The organism is Mesorhizobium sp. L2C084A000, assembly GCF_000502875.1.
Taxonomy (GTDB): domain Bacteria; phylum Pseudomonadota; class Alphaproteobacteria; order Rhizobiales; family Rhizobiaceae; genus Mesorhizobium.
In genome coordinates this window covers 197232-224019 of the sequence record NZ_AYWX01000007.1, presented here as the reverse complement: position 1 = coordinate 224019, position 26788 = coordinate 197232, and the positions used below count along the sequence as shown (strand labels likewise).

Below are 26788 nucleotides of genomic sequence, written 5' to 3'. Positions count from 1 at the left end.
TCCGGCCCGTTGACCGTCTTCAGACGCTCGGTGACGATTTCCTTGGTGACGGACATGGCAGTTTTTCCTTACGCAGCTTGCGCCTGAGATGCAGCTTGCACCTGAGATAATGCAGTTTCCGGACAGAACCAAGCCGTGGAGCAATGGCTGTCTTGGCGTGCCTGAAAAAGCGGCGGGTCCTGTCGGATTTCATCCACGCCAAACGTCTTCCAGATAATCGAGCGCCGATGCGGCCAACAATCAGGTCAAGCGACAGTCGTCAAACGATCGCGGCGACCTATTTCGGTGACCAGCACGGGCCGACAACCAGGAAAGGAGACCATCATGCTCGCAAACAGCAACGCAACGGCAAATCTGGCGGTAAGCGACCTGGCAAAGGCCAAGGCTTTCTACGAGGGAACGCTTGGCCTGCAACAGGTGCACGATGAGGGCGGCGAACTGATCGTCTACAAAAGTGGCGATACCACCCTCAACGTCTATCATTCCCAATTTGCCGGAACCAATAAGGCGACAGCGGTGACCTGGATGGTTGGCGACGGGATCGGCGATATCGTCAAGGCGCTGAAGTCGAAGGGCGTCGCCTTCGAGCACTATCAGATGCCGGGCCTGACACTGGAGGGCGATATCCACGTCGGTTACGGAATGAAGGTCGCCTGGTTCAAGGATCCAGACGGCAACATCCTGAACCTTGTGGACAGGTAGATTTCCTCACCTCACCTCGCCAGGCCAACCGCGAGGTAGGTGAGCGCCGAAATCAAAGCGGTGGCCGGCAGGGTGACGATCCAGGCGATGACGATATTGCCGGCAATGCCCCAGCGCACGGCCGAGACGCGGCGGGCGGCGCCGACGCCGATGATGGCGCCGGTGATCGTGTGCGTGGTCGATACGGGAACGCCGAGCCAGGTCGCGGCAAACAGCGTGATCGCCCCACCGGTCTCGGCGCAAAAACCCTGCATCGGGTTCAGCCGGGTGATCTTCGAGCCCATGGTGTGGACGATGCGCCAGCCGCCGAACAACGTACCGAGCGCCAGCGCCGTCTGACAGGTGAGCACGACCCACAGCGGCACATAGAAAGTCGCGCCGAGCATGCCTTGCGAATAGAGCAGCACGGCAATGATGCCCATGGTCTTCTGGGCGTCATTGCCGCCGTGCCCGAGGGAATAGAGCGAGGCGGAAAAGAACTGCATGACGCGGAAGGTGCTGTCGACCGCAAACGGTGTCTGGCGCACGAAGAGCCAGGAAACGGCAAGGATCAGGACAAGAGCCAGGATAAAGCCGGTCGCTGGCGACAAGACGATTGCCGCAACCGTCTTGCCAAGCCCTGTCCAGACGATGGCGCCCACGCCTGCCTTTGCCACACCGGCGCCGACCAGACCGCCAATCAGCGCGTGCGAGCTGCTCGACGGGATGCCGGCGATCCAGGTGACGATGTTCCAGACGATGGCGCCGACGAGCGCTGCAAAGATCACCGCCGGGGTGACGATGCTGACGTCGATGATACCCTTGCCCACGGTCTCGGCAACGTGGAGGCCGAAGAACATGAAGGCGATGAAATTGAAGAATGCCGCCCACAGCACCGCATATTGCGGCCGCAGCACGCGGGTGGAAACGATGGTGGCGATGGAATTGGCGGCATCGTGCAGGCCGTTGAGAAAGTCGAAGAACAGTGCGACGGCGACGAGGCCGGCCAGCACGGGAAAGGCAATGGTGGCTTCCATCACCTAGACATTCTCAATGACGATGCCGCTGATCTCGTTGGCGACGTCCTCGAAGCGGTCGACCACCTTTTCCAGCTGGCCATAAATCTCTGAGCCGATCATATAGGCCATCGGATCGCTGCTGCCGTGCTTCCTGAAGAGATCCTTCAGCCCTTGCTCATGCAGGTCGTCGGCCCGGCTTTCGACGCGCATTACCTCTTCGGCGATGGCGTTGAGGCGCACAGTATGCGTCGCGACCTTGCTGAGCAGCGGGATCGCCTCGGCCACCAGCTTGGCGGCGGCGACGATGACGCCACCCATTTCCTGCATCAGCGGATCGAACTCCTTGCGCTCGAACAGCTTCACCGTCTTGACCGTCTTGTGCATCATGTCGATGGCATCATCCATCGACTGGATCAGGTCCTTGATGTCGCCGCGATCGAAAGGCGTGATGAAGGAGCGCCGCACCGCCAGCAGGACTTCCGCGGTGATGTGGTCGGCCTCATCTTCGAGATCGATGATTTTCTGGCACCATAGGTCGATATCCCTGCCCTGGAGAAGCTGCTCCAGCGCCTCGGCGCCGCCGACCACGGTGCGGGAATGTCGTTCGAACAGGTCGAAGAAGCGATCTTCGCGCGGCAAAAGCTTGCGGAACCAGCCCAGCATGGTCGATCTCCCAGTTTCATCCACATAGCGCCGCATCGCGCCGCGGGAAACAGCTAGCCGGCTTAAAGGTGTGGATGCCGGGCAATTGTGCGTGGTGCTTGCGGTAGAGCACAATTTCCCCGACCTTGCAGCGAACGACCGGAAAGATCGCATGATCGACAAGCTGGAATTCTTCATCGCGCTCGCCAGGGAGGAGCATTTCGGCCGGGCGGCGGAGGTATGCGGCGTCACCCAACCGACGCTCTCGGCCGGCATCAAGCAGTTGGAAGGCCAGCTTGGCGTCATGCTGGTTCTGCGCGGCTCACGCTTCCAGGGGCTGACGCCGGAGGGAAAACAGGTGCTGGTGTGGGCACGCCGCATCGTCGGCGACACCAGAACCATGCGCGAGGAAATGCGCGCGGCGCGCCACGGACTTTCCGGCCGTATCCGCATCGCCGCCATCCCGACGGCGCTCGCCATGCTGCCGCGGCTGACGACGCCGTTTCGCGAAAAGCATCCCGGCGTCACCTTTTCGGTGCTGTCGCGGACCTCGATCGAGGTGCTGTCGCTGCTCGGCAATTTCGACATCGATGCCGGGATCACCTATCTCGACAACGAGCCGCTGGGGCGGGTGACCAGCGTGCCGCTCTATGACGAGCGCTACCAACTGATCACCGCGATGGGGAATCCCTATTCCGACCGCGACAAAGTGACATGGGCGGAGCTCTCAAGCCTGCCGCTGTGTCTGTTGACGCCGGACATGCAGAACCGCCGCATCATCGATCAGCATCTGGCCGAAGCCGGCGTGCAGGTGCGACCGACGCTGGAATCCAATTCGATGATCGTGCTGTTTTCGCACATCCGCACCGGCAAATGGTCGTCGATCATGCCGCTCAACCTTGCGGAAACATTCGGCTTTGCCGAGCCGATCCGGGCCATTCCGATCATCGAGCCAGATGCCAGCCACACGGTTGGCCTGGTGGCGACACCGCGCGAACCGCACACACCTTTGGTCTCGGCGCTGCTGGACGAGGCAATGGCGCTGGCGGACGATTTCCACGCCAACCGTTCCGCTAGACAGAGTTAGCCAAACGGAACGATAGAAAATTTCTATCGTACAACGAAACCGCTTTATTGATTTCAGAGGTTTTCTCTGGTTTCTTAAGCACTTAGCGATAAAGCGGCACGCGCATGTCGTTGTTCCAAAACAGCTTGATGCTCTTGGCCGATAGTATGGGTCGCTACGATAGGGAGGGCGCTGCATGACAATGCAGCCTGCAAGTACCGAGATTACGTCGCGCACGGCCGCGATCATCCAGGAGATGAAGGGCCTCGAAGGCCCATTGCTGCCGATCCTTCACGGCATCCAGGAAGAGTTCGGCCATGTGCCCAAGGATGCGCTGCCGGTCATCGCCGAGGCGCTGAACATTTCCAGGGCCGAGGTGCACGGCGTCGTCAGCTTTTATCATGATTACCGCAGCCACCCGGCAGGCAGGCATGTGCTGAAGCTCTGCCAGGCGGAATCCTGCCAGTCGATGGGTTCGGACGCCATCGCCGCCAAGCTGAAGCAATTGCTGGGCATCGGCTTCCATGAGACGACCCGCGACGGTTCGGTGACGCTGGAGCCGGTCTATTGTCTCGGCCTGTGCGCCTGTTCGCCCGCCGCAATGCTGGATGGCGAGGTGATCGGGCGGCTCGATGACGAGAAGCTCGACGAGATCGTTGCAGAGGTGCGCTCATGATCCCGCGTATCTACATTCCAGCCGATTCCGGTGCGCTGGCGCTTGGCGCCGAAAAGGTCGCCAAGGCGATCGCCGGCGAACTCGCCGAGCGCGGCATCGAAGCCAAGATCGTGCGCAACGGGTCGCGCGGCGCCTATTTCCTCGAGCCTATGGTCGAAGTCGCGACAGCCAATGGCCGCATCGCCTACGGGCCGGTCAAGCCGTCCGACGTCAAAAGCCTGTTCGACAGCGGCTTCCTCACCGGCGGCCACCACAAGCGCTGGCTGGGCACGCCGGACAAGATCCCCTTCCTGGCCAAGCAGACGCGGCTGACCTTCGCGCGCTGCGGCGTCACGGATCCGCTTTCGCTCGAATCCTACAAGAAGCATGGCGGGTTGAACGGACTGACGAACGCGCTGGCGCTGACGCCTGCCGCCACCGTCGCCCAGGTTACCGAGTCGGGCCTGCGCGGGCGCGGCGGCGCAGGCTTCCCGACCGGCATCAAGTGGAAAACGGTGCTCGATACCGCAGGCGACCGCAAATACATCGTCTGCAACGCCGACGAAGGCGATTCGGGTACCTTCGCCGATCGCATGATCATGGAGGGCGATCCCTTCGTGCTGATCGAAGGCATGACGATCGCCGGTATAGCCACGGGCGCGACGAAGGGCTTCGTCTATGTCCGTTCGGAATATCCGCATGCGGTGGCGGTGATGAACAAGGCCGTCGAGATCGCCCGCAAGGCTGGCGTTCTTGGCGCCAGCGTGCTGGGCTCACCCTACGCTTTCGACATGGAGATCCGGGTCGGCGCCGGCGCCTATGTCTGCGGCGAGGAGACGGCGCTGCTCGATTCGCTCGAGGGCAAACGCGGCATGGTTCGGGCAAAGCCGCCACTGCCGGCGCATAAGGGGCTGTTCGGCAAGCCGACGGTGATCAACAACGTCATCTCGCTGGCCTCGGTGCCTGTCATCATGGACAAGGGTGCGGCCTACTACAAGGATTTCGGCATGGGCCGCTCGCGCGGCACGATCCCGATCCAGATCGCCGGCAACGTCAAATATGCCGGTCTGTTCGAAGCCGCTTTCGGCATGACGCTGGGCGAGATCGTCGACGAGATCGGCGGCGGCACTGCCACGGGGCGCCCGGTCAAGGCCGTGCAGGTCGGCGGGCCGCTCGGCGCCTATTTCCCGCGCGCGCTGTTCGACACGCCATTCGATTATGAAGCCTTCGCGGCCAAGGACGGGCTGATCGGCCATGCCGGCGTCGTGGTGTTCGACGACACCGCCGACATGCTGAAACAGGCGCGCTTCGCCATGGAGTTCTGCGCCATCGAAAGCTGTGGCAAATGCACGCCCTGCCGCATCGGCTCGACGCGCGGGGTTGAGACCATCGACAGAATAGTTGCGGGCATTGAGCCGGAGAAGAACCTCGCTCTGGTCACCGATCTCTGCAACACGATGAAGTTTGGTTCGCTCTGCGCGCTGGGCGGCTTCACGCCCTATCCCGTGATGAGCTCGATCACCCATTTCCCCGACGACTTCAAGCCAGCGCCCGTGCGCGTGGCTGCCGAATAGGAGCTGGCAGATGAACATCAAGGCCGACTTCCCCTCCCTCGTCGAAGAGATCGACTACGGAACCCCCCAATCGAAGGCGCAGAAGCAGGTCACGCTGAACGTCGACGGGCGCAGCATCACCGTGCCGGAAGGCACCTCGATCATGCGTGCGGCCATGGAGGGCGGGGTCGAGATCCCGAAGCTTTGCGCCACCGACATGCTGGACTCCTTCGGGTCGTGCCGTGTCTGCCTTGTCGAGATCGAAGGACGTGGCGGCACGCCGGCTTCCTGCACGACGCCCGTCGGCGAAGGCATGATCGTGCGCACGCAGACCGAGCGACTCGACGCCATTCGCCGCGGCGTCATGGAACTCTACGTCTCCGACCATCCGACCGGCTGGAACGAACAGGCCGGAACCGGCGCCAGCGAGTTCGATGCAGTGGCGAAGTCGATCGGCCTGATCGAGAACCGCTACGGCATCGAAGGTCGCAACCACGTCAAGCCGGAAGGTGGCGTGGCGCCCGGCCATGGCTCGCTGGGGGTCGACTACATCGCCCGCGACGAGTCCAACCCCTATTTCACCTATGATGCCTCGCAATGCATCGTCTGCTCGCGCTGCGTGCGGGCCTGCGAAGAGGTGCAGGGCACCTTCGCGCTGACCATCGAGGGACGAGGCTTCGAATCCCGGGTTTCGGCGGGGATGCACGAGGCGTTCATCGATTCGGAATGCGTGTCCTGCGGCGCCTGCGTCCAGGCCTGTCCAACCGATGCGCTGCGTGAGAAGACGGTGCTTGCCAAGGGCCTGCCGGAGCGCTCCGCCGTCACCACCTGTGCCTATTGCGGCGTCGGCTGCTCATTCAAGGCCGAGGTGAAGGGTGACGAAGTCGTTCGCATGATGCCCTATAAGGAGGGCAAGGCGAACCACGGCCATTCCTGCGTCAAGGGCCGTTTCGCCTATGGCTATGCCACCCACAAGGACCGCATCCTGTCGCCGATGATCCGGGAAAAGGTCACCGACCCGTGGCGCGAGGTGAGCTGGGAAGAGGCGATCGCCCATACGGCCAAGGAATTCCGCCGCATCCAGTACCAGTATGGACGCACCTCGATCGGCGGCATAACCTCGTCGCGCTGCACCAATGAGGAAACTTACCTAGTCCAGAAGATGGTGCGGCAAGGTTTCCGCAACAACAATGTCGACACCTGCGCACGCGTCTGCCATTCGCCGACGGGCTACGGGCTCGGCCAGACCTATGGCACCTCGGCCGGCACGCAGGATTTCGATTCCGTCGACTTCACCGACGTCGCCGTCATCATCGGCGCTAATCCGGCTTCCGCCCACCCGGTGTTCGCCTCGCGGCTGAAGAAGCGGCTGCGCCAGGGCGCCAAGCTGATCGTGCTCGATCCGCGCCGCACCGAGATGGTCAAGTCGGCCCATATCGAAGCGGATTACCACCTGCCGCTGAAGCCCGGCACCAATGTGGCCGTGCTGACGGCGCTGGCGCATGTGATCGTCACCGAGGGCCTGTTCGACGAAGCCTTCATCCGCGAACGCTGCGACTGGACGGAGTTCCAGGATTGGGCATCGTTCGTCGCCTTGCCGGAAAACAGCCCCGAAACCGTCGGCAAATTGTCCGGCGTCGATCCCGAACTGATCCGGGGGGCCGCCCGCCTCTACGCCACCGGCGGCAACGGTGCGATCTATTACGGCCTCGGCGTGACGGAACACAGCCAGGGTTCGACCACTGTGATGGCAATCGCCAATCTCGCCATGGCCACCGGCAATATCGGCCGGCCCGGCGTCGGCGTGAACCCGCTGCGCGGCCAGAACAACGTGCAGGGCTCCTGCGACATGGGCTCCTTCCCGCACGAACTGCCCGGCTACCGCCACATCTCCGGCGAAGCCGTGCGCGATATCTATGAGACCTTGTGGGGCGTGAAGCTGGACGACGAACCCGGCCTGCGCATCCCCAACATGCTGGATGCCGCCGTCGACGGCAGCTTCAAGGGCATCTACATCCAGGGCGAAGACATTCTGCAGTCCGATCCCGACACCAAGCATGTCGCCGCCGGCCTTGCCGCGATGGAATGCGTCGTCGTGCACGACCTGTTCCTCAACGAGACCGCAAATTACGCACATGTCTTCCTGCCGGGCTCGACTTTCCTGGAGAAGGACGGCACCTTCACCAACGCCGAGCGCCGCATCAACATGGTGCGCAAGGTTCTTGAGCCGAAGGCGCGCTACGCCGATTGGGAGGCGACGCAGGAGCTTGCCCGCGCGATCGGGCTGGACTGGAACTATCAGCATCCCTCGGAGATCATGGACGAGATCGCGATGACGACGCCGAGCTTCGCCGGCGTCTCCTTCGAGTTGCTCGACCGCGTAGGATCCGTGCAATGGCCCTGCAACGAGAAGGCGCCGCTCGGCACCCCGATCATGCACATCGATGCGTTCGTGCGCGGCAAGGGCAAGTTCATCCGGACCGAATATGTGGCGACGGACGAAAGGACGGGGCCGCGCTTCCCGCTGCTGCTCACCACCGGCCGCATCCTGTCGCAGTATAATGTCGGCGCGCAGACCAGGCGCACCGACAACAGCATGTGGCACTCGGAGGACCGGCTTGAGATCCATCCGCACGATGCCGAGAACCGGGGCTTGCGCGACGGCGACTGGGTCCGGCTGACCAGCCGCTCGGGCGAGACGACGCTGCGCGCGCTGATCACCGACCGGGTGTCGCCAGGCGTCGTCTACACGACGTTCCATCATCCGGACACGCAGGCCAACGTCATCACCACCGACTTCTCCGACTGGGCGACGAACTGTCCGGAATACAAGGTGACGGCGGTTCAGGTCGGCGCCTCCAACGGGCCGTCGGAATGGCAGCGCGACTATGACGAGCAGGCCAAGCAGAGCCGGCGCATCGCGAAGCTGGAAGCGGCGGAATAGCTTTTGGGAACCTCGCTTTCGATAAAATGAAGGCGACGTTGCAATGACGGAGGAACAAAGGTGACTCGAAAGGAGGCCTACGAAATGCTCCTTCGCCTTTGTGAGAAGCAAGGCGCCGATCTGGATCGCTTCCTAAGTGATATTCAGGGACATGCTGCCAAAGAAGATTTCGAAAAGCTTCGGAGCATCGTCGGCAAGATAATGGGCAACGGACACTACGAGGCGTTTGAAGCCATTGCCCATGATGTTCCCGAATTGGCGCCTGTTTGGATGAAGCGTACCTGATGCGTACCCGCCAGCCTCTCAGCCAAATTTCCCGCTTGGCGCATCGCGCCAGCGGCACGGCTGCTGCCGACCGCATGGTGCCGGAAGAGACGCCGGTGGCCTTCTCCTTTGCCGGCACCACCCATGCGGTGATGATGGCAAGCCCGGCCGATTTCGAGGATTTCGCGCTCGGTTTCTCGCTGACCGAAGGCATAATCGCCGCACCTGACGAGATCGAGGCGATCGAGGTCGAGGATCATGGCGCCGGCATCGATATCCAGATCCGGCTGAAGGATCGAGCCAATACACGTTTCGAGGCGCGACGTAGACGACTGGCTGGCCCGGTCGGCTGCGGGCTCTGCGGCATCGAGTCGATTGAGGAGGCGATGCGTTCGGTCGACGCGGTTGGTGCTTCAAAGCTTACGCTTGATGCCGACGACATTGTCCGTTCGGTCAAGCTTCTGTCGAAAGTGCAGCCGCTGCACACCGAGACCGGAGCCGTGCACGCCGCCGGCTTCTATGTACCTGGCAAGGGCATCGTCATGGCGCGCGAAGATGTCGGCCGTCACAATGCGCTCGACAAGCTGGCCGGCGCGCTGGCCAAAGCCCGCATCGACGGCGCATCCGGTGCTGTCGTGGTGACATCCAGGGTTTCGGTTGAAATGGTGCAGAAGACGGCTTCTATCGGCTCGGCCTTCATCATCGCCGTCTCGGCGCCGACCGCACTTGCCATCCGCACGGCGCAAGAGGCCGGCATGACGCTGGTGGCGCTGGTTCGCGGCGACGATTTTGATATTTTCACCCACCCCGACCGGGTGGTTTGCGGAGTTGCCAAGCATGTCGCATGACGAAGAACACATTATGAGCACCGCCGAGAAGCTGGTGCGCATGGCAAACCAGATCGCCGATTTCTTCCATTCCAAGCCGCGCGAGGAAGGCATTGCCGGCGTCGCCGAGCACATCAACAAGTTCTGGGAGCCGAGGATGCGGCGGCAGTTCTTCGAAATGCTGGACGACGGCACCGGGAACTTCAACGAGTTGGTGGTGGCCGCCTCCGCCAGGATCAGGCGGCCGATCACGCCGGCTGCGGCCGACCTCAAACTCGGACTCGAGCCCTCCCCTGCCGATGTCGCCGCCTCGCAGGAATAGTCGCCAAGCCGCGCCGGCTTATATTCTCCATCGCTAAAGTTTAGCTGCCGCAATCTGCGCTGTTCTGCTATGGTTTGACGACCAGAAATCGTCAGGCCGGGGTGGAAATCTCGTGAGGCCGATCGAGACGCGATACGCCCGTAGCGGCGATGTGCGGATCGCCTATCAGGTGGTCGGGCAGGGATCGTTCGATCTCGTCTTCGTGCCGGGTTTCATTTCCAACCTCGACCTGCACTGGGAAGACGAGGGCTATACCAGGCTCTTGAAGCGGCTTTCGGCATTCTCGCGGCTGATCCTGTTCGACAAGCGCGGCACCGGCCTGTCCGACCGCGTCGACGCCCATAACCTGCCCAGTCTCGAAACGCGGATGGACGATGTGCGCGCGGTTATGGACGCCGCCGGCAGCGGCCGTGCAGCCCTGCTCGGCTCCTCCGAAGGCGCGCCGATGGCGATGCTGTTCGCCGCCACCTATCCGGAGCGGACGCGAGCTCTGGCGCTCTATGGCGGCTATGCGCATTTCCACAAATGGGTGATGTCGCGCGAACGCCTCGACGCTTTCATCGAGATGGCGGAGACAGCCTGGGGCACCGGCGCCACGCTGCCCCATTTCGCGCCGAGCCGGGTCGACGACGCGCATTTCGCTCAGTGGTGGGCACGTTTCGAACGATTATCGGCGAGCCCGACTTCGGCGGCGGCGCTGGCGCGCATGAACGCCGACGTCGACATCCGCCATATCCTGAGCGTGATCAGCGCGCCGACGCTTGTGATACATCGCCGCAACGATGCGCGGGTCGACCCCGATGCCAGCCGCTTCCTTGCGCAAAAGATTCCCGATGCCCGGCTCGTCGAGATTCCGGGACGCGATCATCCGATCTGGACCGGCGATGTCGATGGGGTGGCCGACTTGATCGAGGAATTCCTGACCGGCGAGCGCGCCGTAGGCGAAGTGGACCGTGTGCTGGCGGCGCTGCTGGTGACACGCATCTACGACACGGCGCGGCTCGGCGACCGCATGTGGAGCGAACGCAGCCAACGCTTTCAGGAAACCTGGCAGCTGCTGGTCGGGCGCCATGGCGGGCGCTCTGTGGGCCTGCAGGGCGAGTTGATGATTTCGCGCTTCGATGGCCCGGCACGCGCCATTCGCTGCGCGGCGGCGCTGCGCGAGGCGGCGCAGGAAATCGGCGTGGCAAGCGCGCAAGGGGCGCATGTCGGCGAGATCGAAGTGCGCGGTCCGCCCGTTGGGATGACCGCGCGGGTGGCGATGCAACTAGCCGCCCATGCCGGCCGCGGCGACATTATCGCGTCGCGTCTGATCGCCGATCTAGCGGCTGGGTCGGGCCTGCATTTCACCGACGCCGGGCGCATCAGCGTCGACGAGTTGGAGGAGCCGTTGGCGCTGGTCCATGCGACGTCCGAACAACACCTGGAACCCGCCTGCCGGCCCAAACCCAAGGCTGCCGAGCCTGCCGCATTGACGGCGCGCGAAACCGAGGTGGTGAGCCTCGTCGCCGACGGCAAGAGCAATGCCGCGATCGCCGCCGAATTGAGGCTGAGCGAACACACGGTCAAGCGCCATGTCGCCAACATACTGCTCAAGCTGGACCTGCCGTCGCGGGCGGCGGCGGCGGCGTTCTCGGTCAGGCACCCTGGCCCGCACGGGCCATGAGAGCCATGGCGCTTTCGGGCGAAGCGGCCAAGGGCGGCTAGGCGCTATCAATTCTCCCATGCAGGCCAGGCGGATGTCGCCGGAAAGGTGCTGCGAACGGAGGAGGAAATGCTGACGTCGAACCAAACACTCAAATCGCTTGTGATAGCGGCAGGCATTGGAGCGCTGTTCGCCATCGCTCCGGCAAAGGCCGAGGATGCGTCCGCGGCGGCGACCTACAAGGACATTGAGGCGACGCTCGGCTCGGTGCCGGACATGTTCAAGACGTTGCCGGATGTGGCCGTCGCCGGCGCCTGGGCCGAGATCAAGGGCGTGCAGCTCAACCCGAAGACGGCGCTTGACGGCAAGACCAAGGAACTGCTGGGCCTCGCCGTCGCAGCACAAATCCCGTGCCAGTATTGCATCTATTTCCACACCGAGGCGGCCAGGCTCAACGGCGCCAGCGACGAGGAGATCAAGGAGGCGGTGGCGATGTCCGCGATCGTGCGCCACTGGTCGACGATGCTCAACGGCAGCCAGGTCGATCTGACGACCTTCAAGAAGCAGGCCGACGACGTGTTCGCGGCCGTCAAGGCGAAGTCGCAGTAAAAACCACTGCCTGGCGACAAGCGCCGGGCAGCACTTCGACCATCAACCGCCCGGAAGACGGGCCAATGGAGAATGACATGCTGACCAAGACCCAAACAGTGGATGGCGCGGCGATCAAGAAGGCCATCGAAACCCGTGATGGAAAGATGCTGTCGAGCTTCTACGCCGACGACGCGCTGGTGCGGGTGATCGACCGCAACAACCCGCCGAGCAAGCCGCGTGAAATCCGCGGGCGCGCCGCGATCACCACATTCTGGGACGACATCTGCAGCCGCGCGATGACCCACAAGGTCGATACCACCATCGCCGACGGCGACAGTCTCGCCTTCACCCAGGCCTGCGCCTATCCGGACGGCACCAAGGTGTTCTGCGCGGCGATGCTGGAGCTGAAGGACGGGCGGATCGCAAGGCAGACCGTCGTGCAGGCCTGGGACGAGTAGACCAACAGCCGGTGGATCAATCGCGGCCTGGGCCGCAAAGCTGGAGGAGAAGACGATGTTCAGCGCCAGATGGCAGATCGACGCCAAGTTCGGGCACAAGCAGACCGTGCTCGACCTGTTGAAGAAATGGGAACGCGAGATCGGCTCGCAGGTCGGCCTCGACGAGCTGGAATTCCAGATCATGACCGGTTCGATCGGCGCGCGGGAGGCGACGGTCGAGTCCCATCACCAGGTCGAAAGCCTGGCCCAGTTGGAGGCGTTCTTCGCCAAGATCGGCAAGATCGACGGGCATGCAAAATGGGGCAAGGAGATCGAGCCCTATGTCGTGTCGGGCACCAGCCTGTGGAATATTTATCGCGTTGTGGAGTAGCGACTCTTCTCCCCGTGAACGGGGAGAAGAGAAAATAGCCACGCCCGGCCCTACGCAGGCTCCGGGCGTTCGAAGCTCGAAAAGCCAAGCAATTGGCTTTTCGTCCGCTACGCGGACCACCTCTCACCCATGCGCAACCATCACATGGCGCACGGCGGTATAATCCTCGAGCGCATATAGCGACATGTCCTTGCCGTAGCCGGACTGCTTCAACCCGCCATGCGGCATCTCGTTGGTCAGCATGAAGTGGGTGTTGATCCAGGTGCAGCCATATTGCAGGCGGGCGGCCGTCGCCATGGCGCGCGACACGTCCTTGGTCCATACGGATGACGCCAGGCCGTAGTCGCTGTCGTTGGCCCAGTTCACCGCCTCGTCGACTTCCGAAAAACGGGTGATCGAGACGACCGGTCCGAACACTTCGCGGCGCACGATCTCGTCTTCCTGCAGGGCGCCGGCAACGACAGTCGGCTGGTAGTAGAAACCAGATCCCTCGCCCGGCTTGCCGCCGGTGGTGATCTCGATGTGCTTCAGTTCCGAGGCGCGCTCGACGAAGCTGGACACGCGGTCGCGCTGACGGCGCGAGATCAGCGGACCGATCTCGTTTTCGGTGTCGTCGGGACGGTTGTATTTGATGGTCGAGACGGCCGAGGAGAGATCGGCGACGAGCTTGTCATAGATCTTCCTGCCGGCGTAGATGCGGCAGGCGGCGGTGCAGTCCTGGCCGGCATTGTAATAGCCGAAGGCGCGCAGCCCGTTGACCACGGCGCCAAGATCGGCGTCGTCGAAGACGATGACCGGCGCCTTGCCGCCGAGTTCGAGATGCGTGCGCTTGACCGACTTGGCAGCTGCCTGCAGCACCTTCTTGCCGGTGGCGACATCGCCGGTGATCGAGATCATGTTGACCTTGGGATGGTTGATCAGCGTGTTGCCGACGCTGTCGCCGCGGCCGAGCACGACATTGACCACGCCTTCGGGCAAGATGTCCGCAAGGATTTTCGCCAGCTTCAGCGCCGTCAGCGGTGTCTGCTCGGACGGTTTGAAGACGACGGTGTTGCCGCCGGCGATCGCCGGCGCCAGCTTCCAGGCCATCATCATCAGCGGATAGTTCCACGGCGCGATGGAAGCGACGATGCCGATGGCGTCGCGGCGGACCATCGAAGTATGGCCGGGAATGTATTCGCCGGCGACGACGCCCGGCATCGAACGGACGGCTCCGGCGAAGAAGCGGTAGCAGTCGACGATCGCCGGGATTTCGTCATTGAGCACGGCGTTGATCGGCTTGCCGCAATTGAGCGCCTCGAGCGTGGCGAATTCCTTGGCATCGGCCTCGATGCGGTCGGCGATCTTCAGCAAATAGCCGGAGCGCTGCGCCGGCGTGGTGCGCGACCACAAGACGAACGCTTGTTCGGCGGCAGTGATCGCCGCCTCAATCTGTGCCTGGCTGGCCTCGGGCAGGCTGAGGATGGTCGCCCCGGTCTTTGGATTGAGGATCGGCTCCTCGGTTTCGGTGCCCTTCTCGAATCTCGAGCCGATCAGCATCTGGGTGTCCATAAGGTTTCTCCTTAACAGGAGCGAGTAGCGAGTAGCGAATAGCGAGTAGGGTTTGACTGTCGATCTTCCCTATTCGCTATTCGTCACTCCCTATTCGCTGATTTCATTTTCCACTGCCCGCAATCTGGTCGCCGTCGCGGGTGAGGTAATAGGCGGCAAGGATCGGCAGCAGCGTCACCAGCACCACGACCATGGCGACGACATTGGTCACCGGGCGCTGGCGCGGACGGATCAGCTCTTCCAGCATCCAGATCGGCAATGTCTGCTGCTGGCCGGCGGTGAAGGTGGTGACGATGACCTCGTCGAAGGACAGCGCGAAGGCCAGCATGCCGCCGGCAAGCAGCGCCGTGGCAATGTTGGGCAGCACGACATGTCGGAAGGTCTGAAAACCGTCGGCGCCGAGATCCATCGACGCCTCGATCATCGATCCGGAGGTGCGGCGAAAGCGGGCGACGGCATTGTTGTAGACGACGACGACGCAGAAGGTGGCGTGGCCGAGCACGATCGTCCAGAACGAGAACGGGATATCTGCCAGCGAAAAGGCCGAGCGCAGCGCGATGCCGGTGATGATGCCGGGCAGCGCGATCGGCAGGATGACCAGCAGCGAGATGGTTTCGCGGCCGAAGAATTTTGTCCGCGAAACCGCCGCCGAACAGAGCGTGCCGAGGACGAGCGCGATCGCCGTCGAGATCGCGGCAACCCTGACCGACAGCGACAATGCCTGCCAGACATCCGGCCGGTTCCAGGTGACGGCGAACCATTGCGTCGTCAGTCCTGGCGGCGGCCAGACGAAGCTCTTCTCCTCGGTGGTGAAGGCGTAGACGAAGATCAGCAGGATCGGCAGATGCAGGAACAGCAGGCCGCAGGCGGCGGCGATCTTCAGGCCGAGCGGCGCCGACTGGGAACCATCAGAGCGCATCGAAGGCCCCCATGCGCTTGGCGCCCCAGAGATAGAAGCCCATGATGACGATCGGCACCACGGTGAAGGCGGCGGCGAGCGGGATGTTGCCGGCCGTGCCTTGCTGCGAATAGACGGCTTGGCCGATGAACAGCCGCGAGGTGCCGATGATCTGCGGGATGATATAGTCGCCGAGCGTCAGCGAGAAGGTGAAGATCGAACCGGCGACGATGCCCGGCAGCGCCAGCGGGAACAGCACGTTGCGGAAGGTCTGGCCGGGCGAAGCGCCCAAATCGGACGAGGCCTCGACGAGATTGCCGGGCACGCGCTCGAGCGCCGCCTGTACCGGCAGGATCATGAACGGTAGCCAGACATAGACGAAGACGATGAAAGTGCCGGTGAACGATACCGACAGCGAATTGCCGCCGACGATCGGCAGCGACAGCCAGGCGTCGAGCACCCACAACAAATGCAGCTTGGCGAGGAGCCAGGTGAGGATGCCTTCCTTGGCCAGGATGAGCTTCCAGGCGTAGATCTTGACCAGATAGCTCGACCACAGCGGCAGCATGATGCCGAGATAGAACAAGGCCTTCCAGCGACCGCGCGCATAGCGCGCCGCGTAGTAGGCGATGGGGAAAGCGATGACGGCCGAGGCCAGCGTGACCAGAGCCGCCATCGTCACCGTGCGCAGGATGATATCGAGATTGGCGGCCTGGAACAGGTCACCATAGGTCTTGAGCGTGAACTCACGGTTGATGAGACCGGAAAACTCGTCGATGGAGAAAAAGCTCTGCGCCAGGAGCGCAAACAGCGAGCCGATATAGACGATGCCCAGCCAAAGCACCGGCGGCAGCAGCATGAGCAACAGCAGGACCTTCGGCTTGCGCCAGAAAAGGTCCGACAGCGCGCCACGCAGGCCGCCGCTGCCCGGCAGGATGGCGGGCGCGGGATTGGAGCTGAGCGCGGCGGTCGTCATGATGGAGCTCTGTACTCATGGAGGATGTATGAGAGGCCGAGATCCTTCACACCCCCCTCTGTCCTGCCGGACATCTCCCCCGCAAGGGGGGAGATCAGCAGCTTGTCCGCCTCACCGGCTCTGCAGCGTTGGAAGCTGGCGAAGCCAGTGGTAACAGCCAATCTCCCCCCTTGCGGGGGAGATGTCCGGCAGGACAGAGGGGGGTGCAATGCGCAAACCTTCATCATGCCGGCTCGTCCATCAGATGCAGGTGCTCGCGGTTGAAAGTCAGCACGACCGCCTCGCCTTCCCCAGGCAAGGCCGTGCCGGCCGGCACGATGGCGTGCAGTCGAAGGCCGTCGGCGTCGAGCGCCAGTTTTGTCGTGGCGCCGAGATAGTTGGTCGAGACGAGGCGGGCGGACACGCCTTCACCACTTGTGCCCCCGCTGGCCGCGCGGCCGACGCGAATGGATTCAGGGCGGAGACTCCCCCAGCGATGCTGGCCGGAATAACGCTGGACGAAATCCGGTGGCAGTACATTCGATGAGCCGACAAAATCGGCAACAAAACGCGTCTTCGGCCGCTGGTAGATATCCTCCGGCGTGCCGATCTGCATGATCTTGCCGTCGTTGAAAACGGCGACGCGGTCGGCCATCGACAGTGCTTCGCCCTGGTCGTGGGTGACGAAGACGAAGGTGATGCCGAGCGCCTTCTGCAGCGACTTCAGCTCCTCCTGCATGTTCTCGCGCAATTTGAGGTCGAGCGCGCCGAGCGGCTCGTCGAGCAGCAGCACCTTTGGCTGGTTGACCAGCGCACGGGCGAGCGCGACGCGCTGGCGCTGGCCGCCGGAAAGCTGGCCGGGGCGGCGGGCGCCATAGCCGGGCAGCCGCACCAGTGACAGCGCCTCTTCCGCCGCCTTGTGCCGCTGAACCTTGCCGACGCCCTTGACCATCAGCCCGTAGGCGACGTTGTCGAGCACGTTCAGATGCGGGAACAGCGCATAGTCCTGAAACACGGTGTTGACGTTGCGGCGATAGGGCGGAACGCCCTCGGCGCGTTCGCCGAAGATCGAGATCGAGCCCGATGTCGGCTGCTCGAAGCCGGCGATGAGGCGCAGGCAAGTGGTCTTGCCGGAACCGGACGGCCCGAGCATGGCGAAGAATTCCCCCGGCGCGATATCGAGATCGACCGCGTCGACGGCGCGCACGCTGCCGAAATGGCGCGAGGCTTTCTGGAAGGAGACGGCGGAGGTCATGGGCTGTCAGTCCGTTGCCGGTTTGGTGTGCTGATGTCGCGCGACGTCCTACCTCCCCCCTTATGGAGAGGTCGCGGCGAAGCCGCGGGTGGGGGTGCCTCGAAAAACGCCGAGCCGACCCCACCCCGACGCTATGCGTCGACCCTCCCCACGAGAGGGAGGGTAAGAAAAATCACCGCCCGCCGATGACGCCGATATAGTCCGACACCCAGCGGTAGTAGGGCACGCACTGGTCGTTCTGGGTGGTGCATTTCGACACCGGCGTCTTCCAGAACTTGATCTTGTCGAAATTCTCGTAGCCGTTGGTCTTGCAGCCTTCGTCGGTCAAAAGCTCGTTGCCCTTGCAGGCGGCGGGCACGACGGGCAGCGAACCGAACCAGGCCGAGACATCGCCCTGCACCTTGGGCGACAGCGAATGTTCCATCCACATATAGGCGCAGTTTGGGTTGGCCGAATCGGCTTCCATCATCGTGGTGTCGGCCCAACCGGTGGCGCCCTCCTCCGGGATGGTGGACGCGACCGGCTTCTTGGCGGCGACCAGCGTGTTGACCTGATACGGCCACGAGCCGGAAGCGACGACGCCTTCGTTCTGGAAATCGTCGACCTGAATGGCGGCGTCGTGCCAATAGCGGCCGACCAGCGTGCGCTGGACGCGCAGCAATTCCAGCGCAGCCTTGTACTGATCCTCGTTCAGTTCGTAGGGGTCCTTGATGCCGAGTTCCGGCTTGTGGAACATCAGATAGTTGGCGGCATCCGCGATGTGGATCGGCCCGTCATAGGCTTGGACGCGGCCCTTGTTGGACTTGCCGTCAGGCAGCTTCATTTCCTCGAAGACGATGTTCCAGCTCTTGGGAGCCTCCTTGAACACGTCGGTGTTGTACATGAGGACGTTCGGGCCCCACTGGTAAGGAACGCCGTAATGGGCGCCGCCGACGGTGAACCACGGCGCGTCCTTGAGGCGCTCGTCGACCGTCTTCCAGCTCGGGATGAGATCGGTGTTGATCGGCTGCACGCGCTTGCCGGCAACGAGGCGCAGCGAGGCATCGCCTGAAGCGGTGACGAGGTCGAAGCCGCCCTCATTCATCAGCGAGACCATCTCGTCGGAGGTGTTGGCGGTCTTGACGTTGACCTTGCAGCCGGTCTCCTTCTCGAAGGAGGTCACCCAGTCATAGCCCTTGTCGGTTTCGCCGCGCTCGATATAGCCCGGCCAGGCAACGATGTTGACCTGGCCTTCGCCCTTGCCAAGTTCCTTGACCTGGGCGACGGCCTGACCGGAAAAGGTCAGCGCGACCGTCAGAGCAGTGCATGACTTCAGGAATGAATTCATTGTCGATCTCCCATTTAGGCGCCTGACCCTGAAAGCCGGTTTCGGTCTTCGCTAGGGGTCACGCGCGGACTGAAAACTGTCAGTTCGTCCGTTGGGCTTGATGCCGCTCTGATGGCGGCTTTGGTCCCTGGACCGAAAGTGCTTTGAAAACTCCGGTTTCGCAAATTCATTTATCAGAAGGGCGATATCGGTTTTTCCGATAGGTGGGCAGTCGATCTCTCAGGGACGCTGGCGGACCGTCCGTTGCGACTGGGCAAGGCCGATGAAATCGCGCGCCGCCTGCGGCAGACCGGAGCCGCGCCGCCAGACCATGCCGACCTGGACCACCGGCAAGGAGCCGGAAATGTCGCGCGATTCGATGCGGTCGCCTTCCAGCGACCAGGGCCGGTAGACGAGGTCGGGCAGCAGCGCCACACCGGCGCCGGTGGCGACCAGACTGCGCACGGCCTCCACGGAACGGGTGCGGAAGGCGACATGCGGCTTGGCGCCGATCGCCGTCAGCAGCTTGCCGGTATTCTCCTCGATCTCGTCGACGGTCAGCATGATCAGCGTTTCGGAGGCAATGTCGCCAATGCCGATGATGTCGGCGCCGACGAGCGGATGACCGAGCGGCAGCCACAGCCGATAGGCCGAGACTTCGAGGATTTCCGACTGCAACGCGGTGCGGTCGCGCAAATTGGAGGTGACCATGACGGCAATGTCGAGCTTGCCGCCGATCAGGAGGTGTTCGAGATAATCGCCATTGTCCTCGATGGCAGAGACCTCGACGCCGGGATAGGCGCGGCGGTAGCGGGCGAGCAGATCCGACAGCACATAGCCGGCGACCAGTGAGGTGACGCCGAGCTGCAGCCGGCCGGCCGCCACCGTCTGCTCGCCCGAGAAAGAGCGGCGCGCGTCGGAAACGTCCGCGAGAATCTTCGTCGCGTGGCGCAGGAACTGGTGGCCCTTGTGGGTGATGTTGAGGCCACGCGGATGGCGTTCGAACAGTTCGACGCCGAGATCGCTTTCGAGCTCCTTGATCGCTTCGGTGACCGACGATTGCGAGATTGACAGGTTCTGCGCGGCGCCCGAGACCGTGCCTTGCTCGGCGACGGCGATGAAGAACTGCAACTGGCGGATGGTGAAAGCCATGGCCGGACTAAACACGGCGGACGCGATGCTGGGAAGTGGCAACCGGCGAACACTTGACGGCTTCGCCAATCGTAACTAACTAAGTTACATGAAGCGCAACAGCCGACTGTCCTCGACCTTGCACATTCTCGTCCACATGGCCGAGAAGCCCGAACAGGCGCTGACCTCCGAGCAGCTTGCCACCTTCATCCACACCAATCCGGTTGTGGTCCGTCGCACCATCGCAGGCTTGCGCGATGCCGGCATCGTCACCTCGTCGCGCGGGCACGGTGGCGGCTGGCTGCTCGGGCGGGCGCCCGAGAAAATATCCTTGGCCGAGATCAGCGTCGCCCTTGGCGAGACGCTGCTGCCGTTCAGCACCGAGCCGGAAAGCCCCGGCTGCCTCGTCGAGCAGGCGGTGATCGCCGTGCTCGACGATTTTCGCATCGCCGCCGAAAAGCTGCTGGCGGAGAAACTGAGCCGCATCACGCTGGCCGACCTGACCGCCGATTTCCGCCGCCGTTTTGACCTCATTGGAGTCTCCAGCCATGCAGTATGATCTTGCCGTCGTCGGCGGCAGCTTTGCCGGCCTGTCCGCCGCCATCCAGGTGGCGCGCGCAGGACGCAAGGTGCTGGTGATCGACGCCGGCCAGCCGCGCAACCGCTTTGCCGAGCATTCGCACGGCTTCCTCGGACATGACGGGCGCGCGCCCGGCGCAATCCTGGATGACGCAAGGCGGCAGCTGCTGGCCTATCCGACAGCCAGGGTTGTCGACAGGCGTGCGGACAAGGCCGTTGCTGCTGACAGCAGCGATTTCGAAATCGCCACCGACGGCGGCGAGACATTCGGCGCCACACGGCTGGTGCTGGCCACCGGGGTGCGCGATATCCTGCCGGAGGTTGCCGGTCTTGCCGAGCTCTGGGGCAGAAAAGTGCTGCACTGCCCCTATTGCCACGGCTACGAGGTTTCCGGCGGGCCGCTCGGCGTGCTCGCAACCGGCCCGATGTCCCTGCATCAGGCGCAATTGATCGCCGATTGGGGCGATGTCACGCTGTTCGGCAACGGCCTGTTCGAGCCTGACACAGAGCAGATGCGCGCGCTGGAGAGCCGAAAGGTGCGGTTTGAGCCCACCAGCGTTGCCGAGCTGCGGGAAGACGGCTCCGGCGGGTTGATCGTCCACCTCGACGATAGCCGAAAGGCCGGCGTCAGGGCGATGTTCACCGCGCCGCGCAACACCATGGCCAGCCCGCTGGCCGAACAGCTCGGCTGCGGCTTCACCGAAGGCCTTCTCGGTCCGATAATCACCGTCGATGACAGGCAGCAGACGACCGTGCCCGGCGTCTACGCCGCCGGCGACGCGGCACGTTCGATGCACAACATCGCCTTTGCGGTATCGGCTGGCACCTTTGCGGGCGTCTGCGCCCACCAGTCGCTGGTGTTTGGCTAAAACCCGGCTTCCTCGTCGGCGATGCTAAGCCGCGCGCCGGCCTGCGCAAGGGCGGCGGCCAGGTCGTGCGGCGGCGAGCGATCGGTGGCGAGTTCGGAAAAGCTGTCGAAGCCGCAGACCTGGACCAGACCAAGACGGCCGAATTTCGAGTGATCGGTGATGACCAGGGACCGCTGGCCGCGCGACAGCACCATGCGGGCGAACTCGGCTTCATCCAGATCAAAATCCATGACGCCCATCACCGCGTCGACGCCGCCGGTGGAAATGATGGCGTGGCTGACCGAAAAACGACTGACAAAATCGATTGCCGAGGCGCCGAAAGCAGCGCCGGAATCGCTGCGCAGCTCGCCGCCCGCCATGTAGACCTTGTTGCCGTTGATGGTGGCCAGCGTGCGGGCAATATCCGAGGAATTGGTGACGACCGTCAGGCGCCGGTGGCCAAGCAGTTCACGCGCAAGGAACGAGGTCGTCGTGCCGGTGTCGAGCATGATCGATTCGCCGTCGCGTATGGTGGCGGCGACCATGCGGGCAATGACGCGCTTGGCGTCGGCGTTCTCACGCATACGCCGCTCGAACGGCGCTTCGCCGATCATCGACGGCAGGCCGATGGCGCCATGCATCTTGAGGACAGAGCCATCACCAGTCAGTGGCTTGACGTCGCGGCGCACCGTCTCCAGCGACACGCCCAGCCGGTCGGCCAGACTGGCGATGGTGACGGTGCCCTCTTCCTGCACGAGACGCAGGATCTCGCCGTGTCGTTTGGACTGGGCCATCTGGTTTCCCGAACTGATGCTCTTGACCGATTTTAAGGTAATTCACATGCTTTTAAAGGAACTACCTTATGCTTTCGGGCAAAATACCCAAAAAAGGTCACACCTTTTTATTGACAAGCGGGCAGCCCTGGCGTGAAATCAAAGACATCAACGGCTTCAGATCTGCGACTGGGGCAGAGCCGCAACTCAGTGATCAGGCCGTTTGGAACGTGCCTGTTCAAGGAATTTTCAGATCCGCGGGGGCGGATGCCGGGCTCAAAAACCTGGCCAAGGGGCTCGTCGGTGCGGTGCGGGATACCGATCCTGGCGTCCCGCACCGACGAGATTATTTACGTTTCTCCCGCCATCGTTGCGCTGTTCACGGCGCCTTGTCGAAGCCCAGCAAACCAGGGATGTTCCGTGACCGCCGAAGATCGCATCCGCGCCCTGCCCTGCTGGACCGGTGGCATCGAGATCGCACCGCTGCCCGGCGGCCTGAGCAACGCGAATTATGTGGTCACGGACGCGGCCGGACGACATGTCGTGCGCTTCGGCAAGGACTATCCGTTCCACCATGTCTTTCGGGAGCGCGAGGTTATGACCGCGCGGGCGGCGCATGCCGCCGGTTTCGCGCCAGCCGTCCGCCATGCCGAACCGGGCATACTGGTAACGGAATTTCTCGGTGCGAAAACCTATCTGGCGGAAGACGTGCGCGCCAATCTCGGCCGCGTCGCGGCTCTGATGCGCGCCTTCCACCGGGAAATGCCCAATCACGTCTCCGGCGCCGGCTTCATGTTCTGGGTGTTCCATGTCATTCGCGACTATGCGCGCACGCTTGAAGAAGGCGGCAGCCGCAAGCGCAGCGACTTGCCGCATCTGCTGACGCTGGCCGACGAACTGGAGCGCGCGCAGAAGCTGCTGCCGATCGTTTTTGGCCACAATGATCTGCTGCCGGCCAACATTCTCGATGACGGCAACAGGCTATGGCTGATCGACTTCGAATATGCCGGTTTCAACACGGCGATGTTCGACCTCGCAGGCGCCGCCTCCAACGCCGGCATGAGCGACGAGGAATCTTTTGCCTTCCTGACCGCCTACTTCATGAAGGAACCGGACGATGCGATCCGCCGTTCGCACGCGGCCATGCAATGCGCCTCGCTGCTGCGCGAGGCGATGTGGAGCATGGTCTCCGAGCTCTATCTGGACGCGCCGGGCATCGACTACGTCGCCTACACCGAGGAAAATCTCGTCCGGCTCGACGCGGCACTGGAAAACTACCGGACAAAATACGGGATACAGAAATCATGACATTGCCGAGTCAGGCCGCCATCGTCGTCATCGGCGGTGGCATCATCGGCTGTTCGACGGCCTATCATCTGGCGCGCGACCACAAGGCTGACGTGGTGCTGCTGGAGCAGGGCAAGCTGACCTCGGGTTCGACCTGGCATGCCGCCGGCCTTGTCGGGCAATTGCGCTCGTCGGCGTCTATCACCCGCGTGCTGAAATACTCCGTCGACCTCTACAAGGGACTGGAGGCCGAGACCGGTCTCGCCACCGGCTGGAAGATGACCGGCTGCCTCAGGCTCGCCACCAATGCCGACCGCTGGACGGAGTACAAAAGGCTGGCGACGACAGCAAAAAGCTTCGGCATGGACATGCAATTGCTGTCGCCGGACGAGGTGAAAAGAATGTGGCCGCTGCTGGAGACCGGCGATCTCGTCGGCGCCTCCTGGCTGCCGACCGACGGCCAGGCGAGCCCCTCCGACATCACGCAGTCGCTGGCCAAGGGCGCGCGCATGCATGGCGCCAAACTGCTCGAGGATGCTCGCGTCACCGGCTTCGAGATGAAGGACGGCCGCATCACGGCGGTGAAGACCAGCAAGGGCGACATCGCCTGCGACAAGGTGGTCAACTGTGCGGGCCAATGGGCGCGGCAAGTGGGGGCCATGGCCGGCATCAACGTGCCGCTTCAGCCGGTGAAGCACCAGTACATCATCACCGAGAAGATCGACGGTCTGGCGACCGACGCGCCGACCATCCGCGACCCTGACCGACGCACCTATTTCAAGGAGGAAGTCGGCGGGCTGGTGATGGGCGGCTATGAGCCTAACCCGCAGGCCTGGGCGACTGGTCTCCCCGGCGACGACGTTCCCAATGATTGGGAATTCAGGCTGTTCGACGACGACTACGACCATTTCGAGCAGCACATGAGCCAAGCGATCGCGCGTGTGCCGGCGCTGGAAACCGTCGGCGTCAAGCAGATGATCAACGGGCCGGAGAGTTTTACGCCGGACGGCAATTTCATTCTCGGCACAGCGCCCGAATGCGCCAACATGTTCGTCGGCGCCGGCTTCAACGCCTTCGGCATCGCCTCGGGCGGCGGCGCTGGCTGGGTGCTGGCGCAGTGGGTGGTCGATGACGAAGCACCGCTCGACCTGTGGGTGGTCGACATCAGGCGCTTTTCCAACCTGCACCGCGACCGTCAGTGGGTCTGCGACCGCACGCTGGAGGCCTATAGCAAACACTATACGATCGGCTTTCCGCATGAAGAGTACGCCAGCGGGAGGCCGCGCATCGTCTCGCCGCTGTACGAGCGGCTGAAACAGCAGCGCGCCGTGTTCGGCTCGAAGCTCGGCTGGGAGCGGCCGAACTGGTTCGCGCCCGAAGGCGTCGAGCCGCAGGACATCTATTCGATGGGCCGGCAGAACTGGTTCGCGGCGGTCGGCGACGAACACCGGCATGTGCGTGAAAAGGTCGGCATTTTCGATCAATCGTCTTTCGCCAAATACGAGCTGAGCGGGCCTGATGCGCTGAAGGCGCTGGACTGGATCTGTGCCAACGACGTCAGCAAGCCGGTCGGCCGGCTGACCTATACGCAGCTTCTCAACACGCGCGGCGGTATCGAAGCTGATCTCACTGTGGCGAGGCTGGCCGAGGAGAAATTCTATATCGTCACCGGCACCGGTTTCCGCACGCATGATTCCTCATGGATCAGCGATCATATCGGCGAAGGGCTCGATGCCAGGCTTGTCGACGTCACCGAGGATTTCGGCACGCTGTCGCTGATGGGTCCTCGGGCGCGCGACGTGCTCTCGGCGGCGACCGGAGCCGACGTGTCGAATGCCGGCTTCCCGTTCGGCCATGTGCGCGAGATTACCATCGCCGGCCGCACGGTTCGGGCGCTGCGCGTCACCTATGTCGGCGAACTCGGCTGGGAACTGCATGTGCCGATCGCGGCCACCGGCGAAGTCTTCGACGCACTGATGGCGGCAGGCGAGAAGCATGACATCCGCCCGGTCGGCTATCGGGCGCTGGAATCGCTGCGGCTGGAAAAAGGCTATCGCGCCTGGGGCTCCGACATCACCCCCAACGACACGCCGCAGGAAGCCGGGCTCGGTTGGGCGGTCAAGCTGCGCAAGAACACCGATTTCGTTGGACGGCGCGCGCTGGAGAAGACCAGCGGCGCGGCACTGAAGAAACGCTTTGCCGGCTTCACGGTCGACAACCCCGAGATCGTGCTGCTCGGCCGCGAAACCATCCTGCGCAATGGCGAACCGGTCGGTTATCTCAGCAGCGGCGGTTACGGCTACACGCTGGGCAGGAACATCGGCTACGGCTATGTGCGCAACGCCGACGGGGTGAGCGATGATTTTCTCGCTTCCGGCGACTATGAACTGGTGGTTGCGATGGAGAGGACAGCGGCCAATATCCACCTCGAGCCGATGTATGATCCGGCGGGCGCCAGGGTCAAAGCGTAGGTCAAATAACGCGCAAAGCGAGGCCGCGGCTTGGTACCGTGTCGGCCTCGCCGGGCATCGAGACGTAAGGACGCGTTTCCTCGACGCGGGTGACGAGGCCTTGCGCCTCGATCTCGCCGACACGCGTGGCAAAGCCGGCATCCCACAGCGTGTTCTTGACCGTCAGCACGATCACGCCGCCCGGGCGGCAGATGCGGATTAGCTCGTCCAGCCCCTCGACGCCGACATGGCCCGAGGTGAAGACGCCGGCCGAGATGATCCCGGCATAGGCATCATCGGCAAAGGGCAGATGACCGCCGAGCGCCAGGCAATGGAGCGCGGAATAGACGCCCTTGCGGGCCGCCTGATCCAGCATGCCTTGTGAAATATCGAGTGCCTCGACTTGCGGGTAACCAGCAATATCAAGCCATTCGCCGATGAGCCCGGTGCCGGCCCCGGCATCGAGCAGCGGTGCTGAACCGCGCGGCAGATGGCGGGCCAGCAAGGCAAGGCAGATCGTCGGATGGCGATAGCCGGCGGCCGACATGTCGGCGTCATAGGTTTCCGACCAGCGATCATAGAGTGCGGCCACCTCTTCGGGCCGCTTTGCCGCGTAGGCCGCGCCGAGCGCGCCATGATGTTTGCTGTCCGCCACTTTTATCCAGTCCGCCAATTTTTGATCTCGCAGTGATGATAGCCAAAGCGCGAAAATTGTGGA

The 26788-nt window shown here is 63.2% G+C and carries 26 protein-coding genes; 16 read left to right on the top strand and 10 right to left on the bottom strand.

The genetic code is table 11. The features are described 5' to 3' along the window. Nucleotides 1-324: 324 nt before the first annotated feature. Complete coding sequence (locus tag X735_RS149150; RefSeq protein WP_023811693.1) at nucleotides 325-702, top strand: VOC family protein; 378 nt, start codon at nucleotides 325-327, stop codon at nucleotides 700-702. A gap of 11 nt (nucleotides 703-713) precedes the next feature. Here X735_RS149150 and X735_RS149155 read toward each other — a convergent pair whose 3' ends face one another. After that, complete coding sequence (locus X735_RS149155) at nucleotides 714-1718, bottom strand: inorganic phosphate transporter (protein WP_023811692.1); 1005 nt, start codon at nucleotides 1716-1718, stop codon at nucleotides 714-716. A 3-nt stretch (nucleotides 1719-1721) separates the two neighbouring features. Further along, nucleotides 1722-2363 carry a DUF47 domain-containing protein gene (locus X735_RS149160; protein WP_023811691.1) on the bottom strand — a complete coding sequence of 214 codons (642 nt, stop codon included), beginning with the start codon at nucleotides 2361-2363 and terminating at the stop codon, nucleotides 1722-1724. Between the two features lie 151 nt (nucleotides 2364-2514). Between X735_RS149160 and X735_RS149165 the strand changes: the two genes are divergently transcribed. The 11 genes from X735_RS149165 to X735_RS149210 all read left to right on the top strand — a co-directional run bounded on the left by X735_RS149165 (nucleotide 2515) and on the right by X735_RS149210 (nucleotide 13037). Further along, nucleotides 2515-3429, top strand: coding sequence for a LysR family transcriptional regulator (locus tag X735_RS149165; RefSeq protein ID WP_023811690.1), 915 nt, complete (start codon nucleotides 2515-2517; stop codon nucleotides 3427-3429). Between the two features lie 175 nt (nucleotides 3430-3604). Continuing rightward, on the top strand, nucleotides 3605-4084 hold the full coding sequence (locus X735_RS149170; protein WP_023811689.1) for a formate dehydrogenase subunit gamma: 480 nt from the start codon (nucleotides 3605-3607) through the stop codon (nucleotides 4082-4084). Then, on the top strand, nucleotides 4081-5637 hold the full coding sequence (locus tag X735_RS149175; protein WP_023811688.1) for an NADH-quinone oxidoreductase subunit NuoF: 1557 nt from the start codon (nucleotides 4081-4083) through the stop codon (nucleotides 5635-5637). The genes X735_RS149170 and X735_RS149175 overlap by 4 nt, the downstream gene beginning before the upstream one ends. Before the next feature lie 10 nt (nucleotides 5638-5647). Beyond that, on the top strand, nucleotides 5648-8560 hold the full coding sequence (fdhF, locus tag X735_RS149180; RefSeq protein WP_023811687.1) for a formate dehydrogenase subunit alpha: 2913 nt from the start codon (nucleotides 5648-5650) through the stop codon (nucleotides 8558-8560). A gap of 84 nt (nucleotides 8561-8644) precedes the next feature. Beyond that, nucleotides 8645-8845: a hypothetical protein gene (locus X735_RS1000000168745; protein ID WP_155930580.1), complete on the top strand. Its 201-nt coding sequence runs from the start codon at nucleotides 8645-8647 to the stop codon at nucleotides 8843-8845. Continuing rightward, entirely contained in the window at nucleotides 8845-9672 is an 828-nt protein-coding gene (gene fdhD / locus X735_RS149185) for a formate dehydrogenase accessory sulfurtransferase FdhD (protein WP_031213420.1), read from the top strand. The genes X735_RS1000000168745 and fdhD overlap by 1 nt, the downstream gene beginning before the upstream one ends. Beyond that, entirely contained in the window at nucleotides 9662-9973 is a 312-nt protein-coding gene (locus X735_RS149190; RefSeq protein WP_023811684.1) for a formate dehydrogenase subunit delta, read from the top strand. Before fdhD ends, X735_RS149190 begins: the two co-directional genes overlap by 11 nt. 112 nt (nucleotides 9974-10085) lie before the next feature. After that, on the top strand, nucleotides 10086-11639 hold the full coding sequence (locus tag X735_RS149195; RefSeq protein WP_023811683.1) for an alpha/beta fold hydrolase: 1554 nt from the start codon (nucleotides 10086-10088) through the stop codon (nucleotides 11637-11639). A gap of 108 nt (nucleotides 11640-11747) precedes the next feature. Then, nucleotides 11748-12227 (top strand): carboxymuconolactone decarboxylase family protein, encoded by a 480-nt coding sequence (locus X735_RS149200; protein ID WP_023811682.1) that lies wholly within the window; start codon nucleotides 11748-11750, stop codon nucleotides 12225-12227. 77 nt (nucleotides 12228-12304) lie between these two features. After that, complete coding sequence (locus tag X735_RS149205; protein WP_023811681.1) at nucleotides 12305-12667, top strand: nuclear transport factor 2 family protein; 363 nt, start codon at nucleotides 12305-12307, stop codon at nucleotides 12665-12667. Nucleotides 12668-12722: 55 nt separating this feature from the next. Next, nucleotides 12723-13037: a hypothetical protein gene (locus tag X735_RS149210; RefSeq protein WP_023811680.1), complete on the top strand. Its 315-nt coding sequence runs from the start codon at nucleotides 12723-12725 to the stop codon at nucleotides 13035-13037. Nucleotides 13038-13160: 123 nt separating this feature from the next. On the opposite strand, the gene X735_RS149215 is transcribed toward X735_RS149210, so the two are convergent. The 6 genes from X735_RS149215 to X735_RS149240 all read right to left on the bottom strand — a co-directional run bounded on the left by X735_RS149215 (nucleotide 13161) and on the right by X735_RS149240 (nucleotide 20154). Continuing rightward, nucleotides 13161-14588: a gamma-aminobutyraldehyde dehydrogenase gene (locus X735_RS149215; protein ID WP_023811679.1), complete on the bottom strand. Its 1428-nt coding sequence runs from the start codon at nucleotides 14586-14588 to the stop codon at nucleotides 13161-13163. A gap of 103 nt (nucleotides 14589-14691) precedes the next feature. Further along, nucleotides 14692-15507 (bottom strand): ABC transporter permease, encoded by an 816-nt coding sequence (locus tag X735_RS149220; protein WP_023811678.1) that lies wholly within the window; start codon nucleotides 15505-15507, stop codon nucleotides 14692-14694. Next, a complete protein-coding gene (locus tag X735_RS149225; protein WP_023811677.1) occupies nucleotides 15497-16462 on the bottom strand; it encodes an ABC transporter permease in 966 nt (321 codons plus the stop codon). The genes X735_RS149220 and X735_RS149225 overlap by 11 nt, the downstream gene beginning before the upstream one ends. 223 nt (nucleotides 16463-16685) lie before the next feature. Further along, on the bottom strand, nucleotides 16686-17696 hold the full coding sequence (locus tag X735_RS149230; RefSeq protein WP_023811675.1) for an ABC transporter ATP-binding protein: 1011 nt from the start codon (nucleotides 17694-17696) through the stop codon (nucleotides 16686-16688). 172 nt (nucleotides 17697-17868) lie between these two features. Beyond that, entirely contained in the window at nucleotides 17869-19023 is a 1155-nt protein-coding gene (locus X735_RS149235; protein ID WP_023811674.1) for an ABC transporter substrate-binding protein, read from the bottom strand. Nucleotides 19024-19242: 219 nt separating this feature from the next. Next, complete coding sequence (locus tag X735_RS149240; protein WP_023811673.1) at nucleotides 19243-20154, bottom strand: LysR substrate-binding domain-containing protein; 912 nt, start codon at nucleotides 20152-20154, stop codon at nucleotides 19243-19245. A gap of 88 nt (nucleotides 20155-20242) precedes the next feature. Between X735_RS149240 and X735_RS149245 the strand changes: the two genes are divergently transcribed. Beyond that, nucleotides 20243-20692: an Rrf2 family transcriptional regulator gene (locus X735_RS149245; RefSeq protein ID WP_023811672.1), complete on the top strand. Its 450-nt coding sequence runs from the start codon at nucleotides 20243-20245 to the stop codon at nucleotides 20690-20692. Next, complete coding sequence (locus X735_RS149250; protein ID WP_023811671.1) at nucleotides 20682-21581, top strand: NAD(P)/FAD-dependent oxidoreductase; 900 nt, start codon at nucleotides 20682-20684, stop codon at nucleotides 21579-21581. The genes X735_RS149245 and X735_RS149250 overlap by 11 nt, the downstream gene beginning before the upstream one ends. On the opposite strand, the gene X735_RS149255 is transcribed toward X735_RS149250, so the two are convergent. Continuing rightward, the gene (locus X735_RS149255; protein ID WP_023811670.1) at nucleotides 21578-22354 is read right to left on the bottom strand and encodes a DeoR/GlpR family DNA-binding transcription regulator; all 777 of its coding nucleotides are present in this window, start codon (nucleotides 22352-22354) and stop codon (nucleotides 21578-21580) included. The two genes, X735_RS149250 and X735_RS149255, sit on opposite strands and share 4 nt — an antisense overlap. Before the next feature lie 399 nt (nucleotides 22355-22753). On the opposite strand from X735_RS149255, the gene X735_RS149260 reads away from it, so the two are divergent. Together X735_RS149260 and X735_RS149265 are read left to right on the top strand one after the other, a co-directional pair. Further along, nucleotides 22754-23641, top strand: a complete 888-nt coding sequence (locus X735_RS149260; protein ID WP_023811669.1) for a phosphotransferase family protein — start codon at nucleotides 22754-22756, stop codon at nucleotides 23639-23641. Beyond that, nucleotides 23638-26091 carry an FAD-dependent oxidoreductase gene (locus tag X735_RS149265; protein WP_023811668.1) on the top strand — a complete coding sequence of 818 codons (2454 nt, stop codon included), beginning with the start codon at nucleotides 23638-23640 and terminating at the stop codon, nucleotides 26089-26091. Before X735_RS149260 ends, X735_RS149265 begins: the two co-directional genes overlap by 4 nt. Nucleotide 26092: 1 nt before the next feature. Here the strand turns inward: X735_RS149265 and X735_RS149270 are convergent, their stop codons facing one another. Next, entirely contained in the window at nucleotides 26093-26725 is a 633-nt protein-coding gene (locus X735_RS149270) for a class I SAM-dependent methyltransferase (protein ID WP_023811667.1), read from the bottom strand. Nucleotides 26726-26788 lie beyond the last annotated feature (63 nt).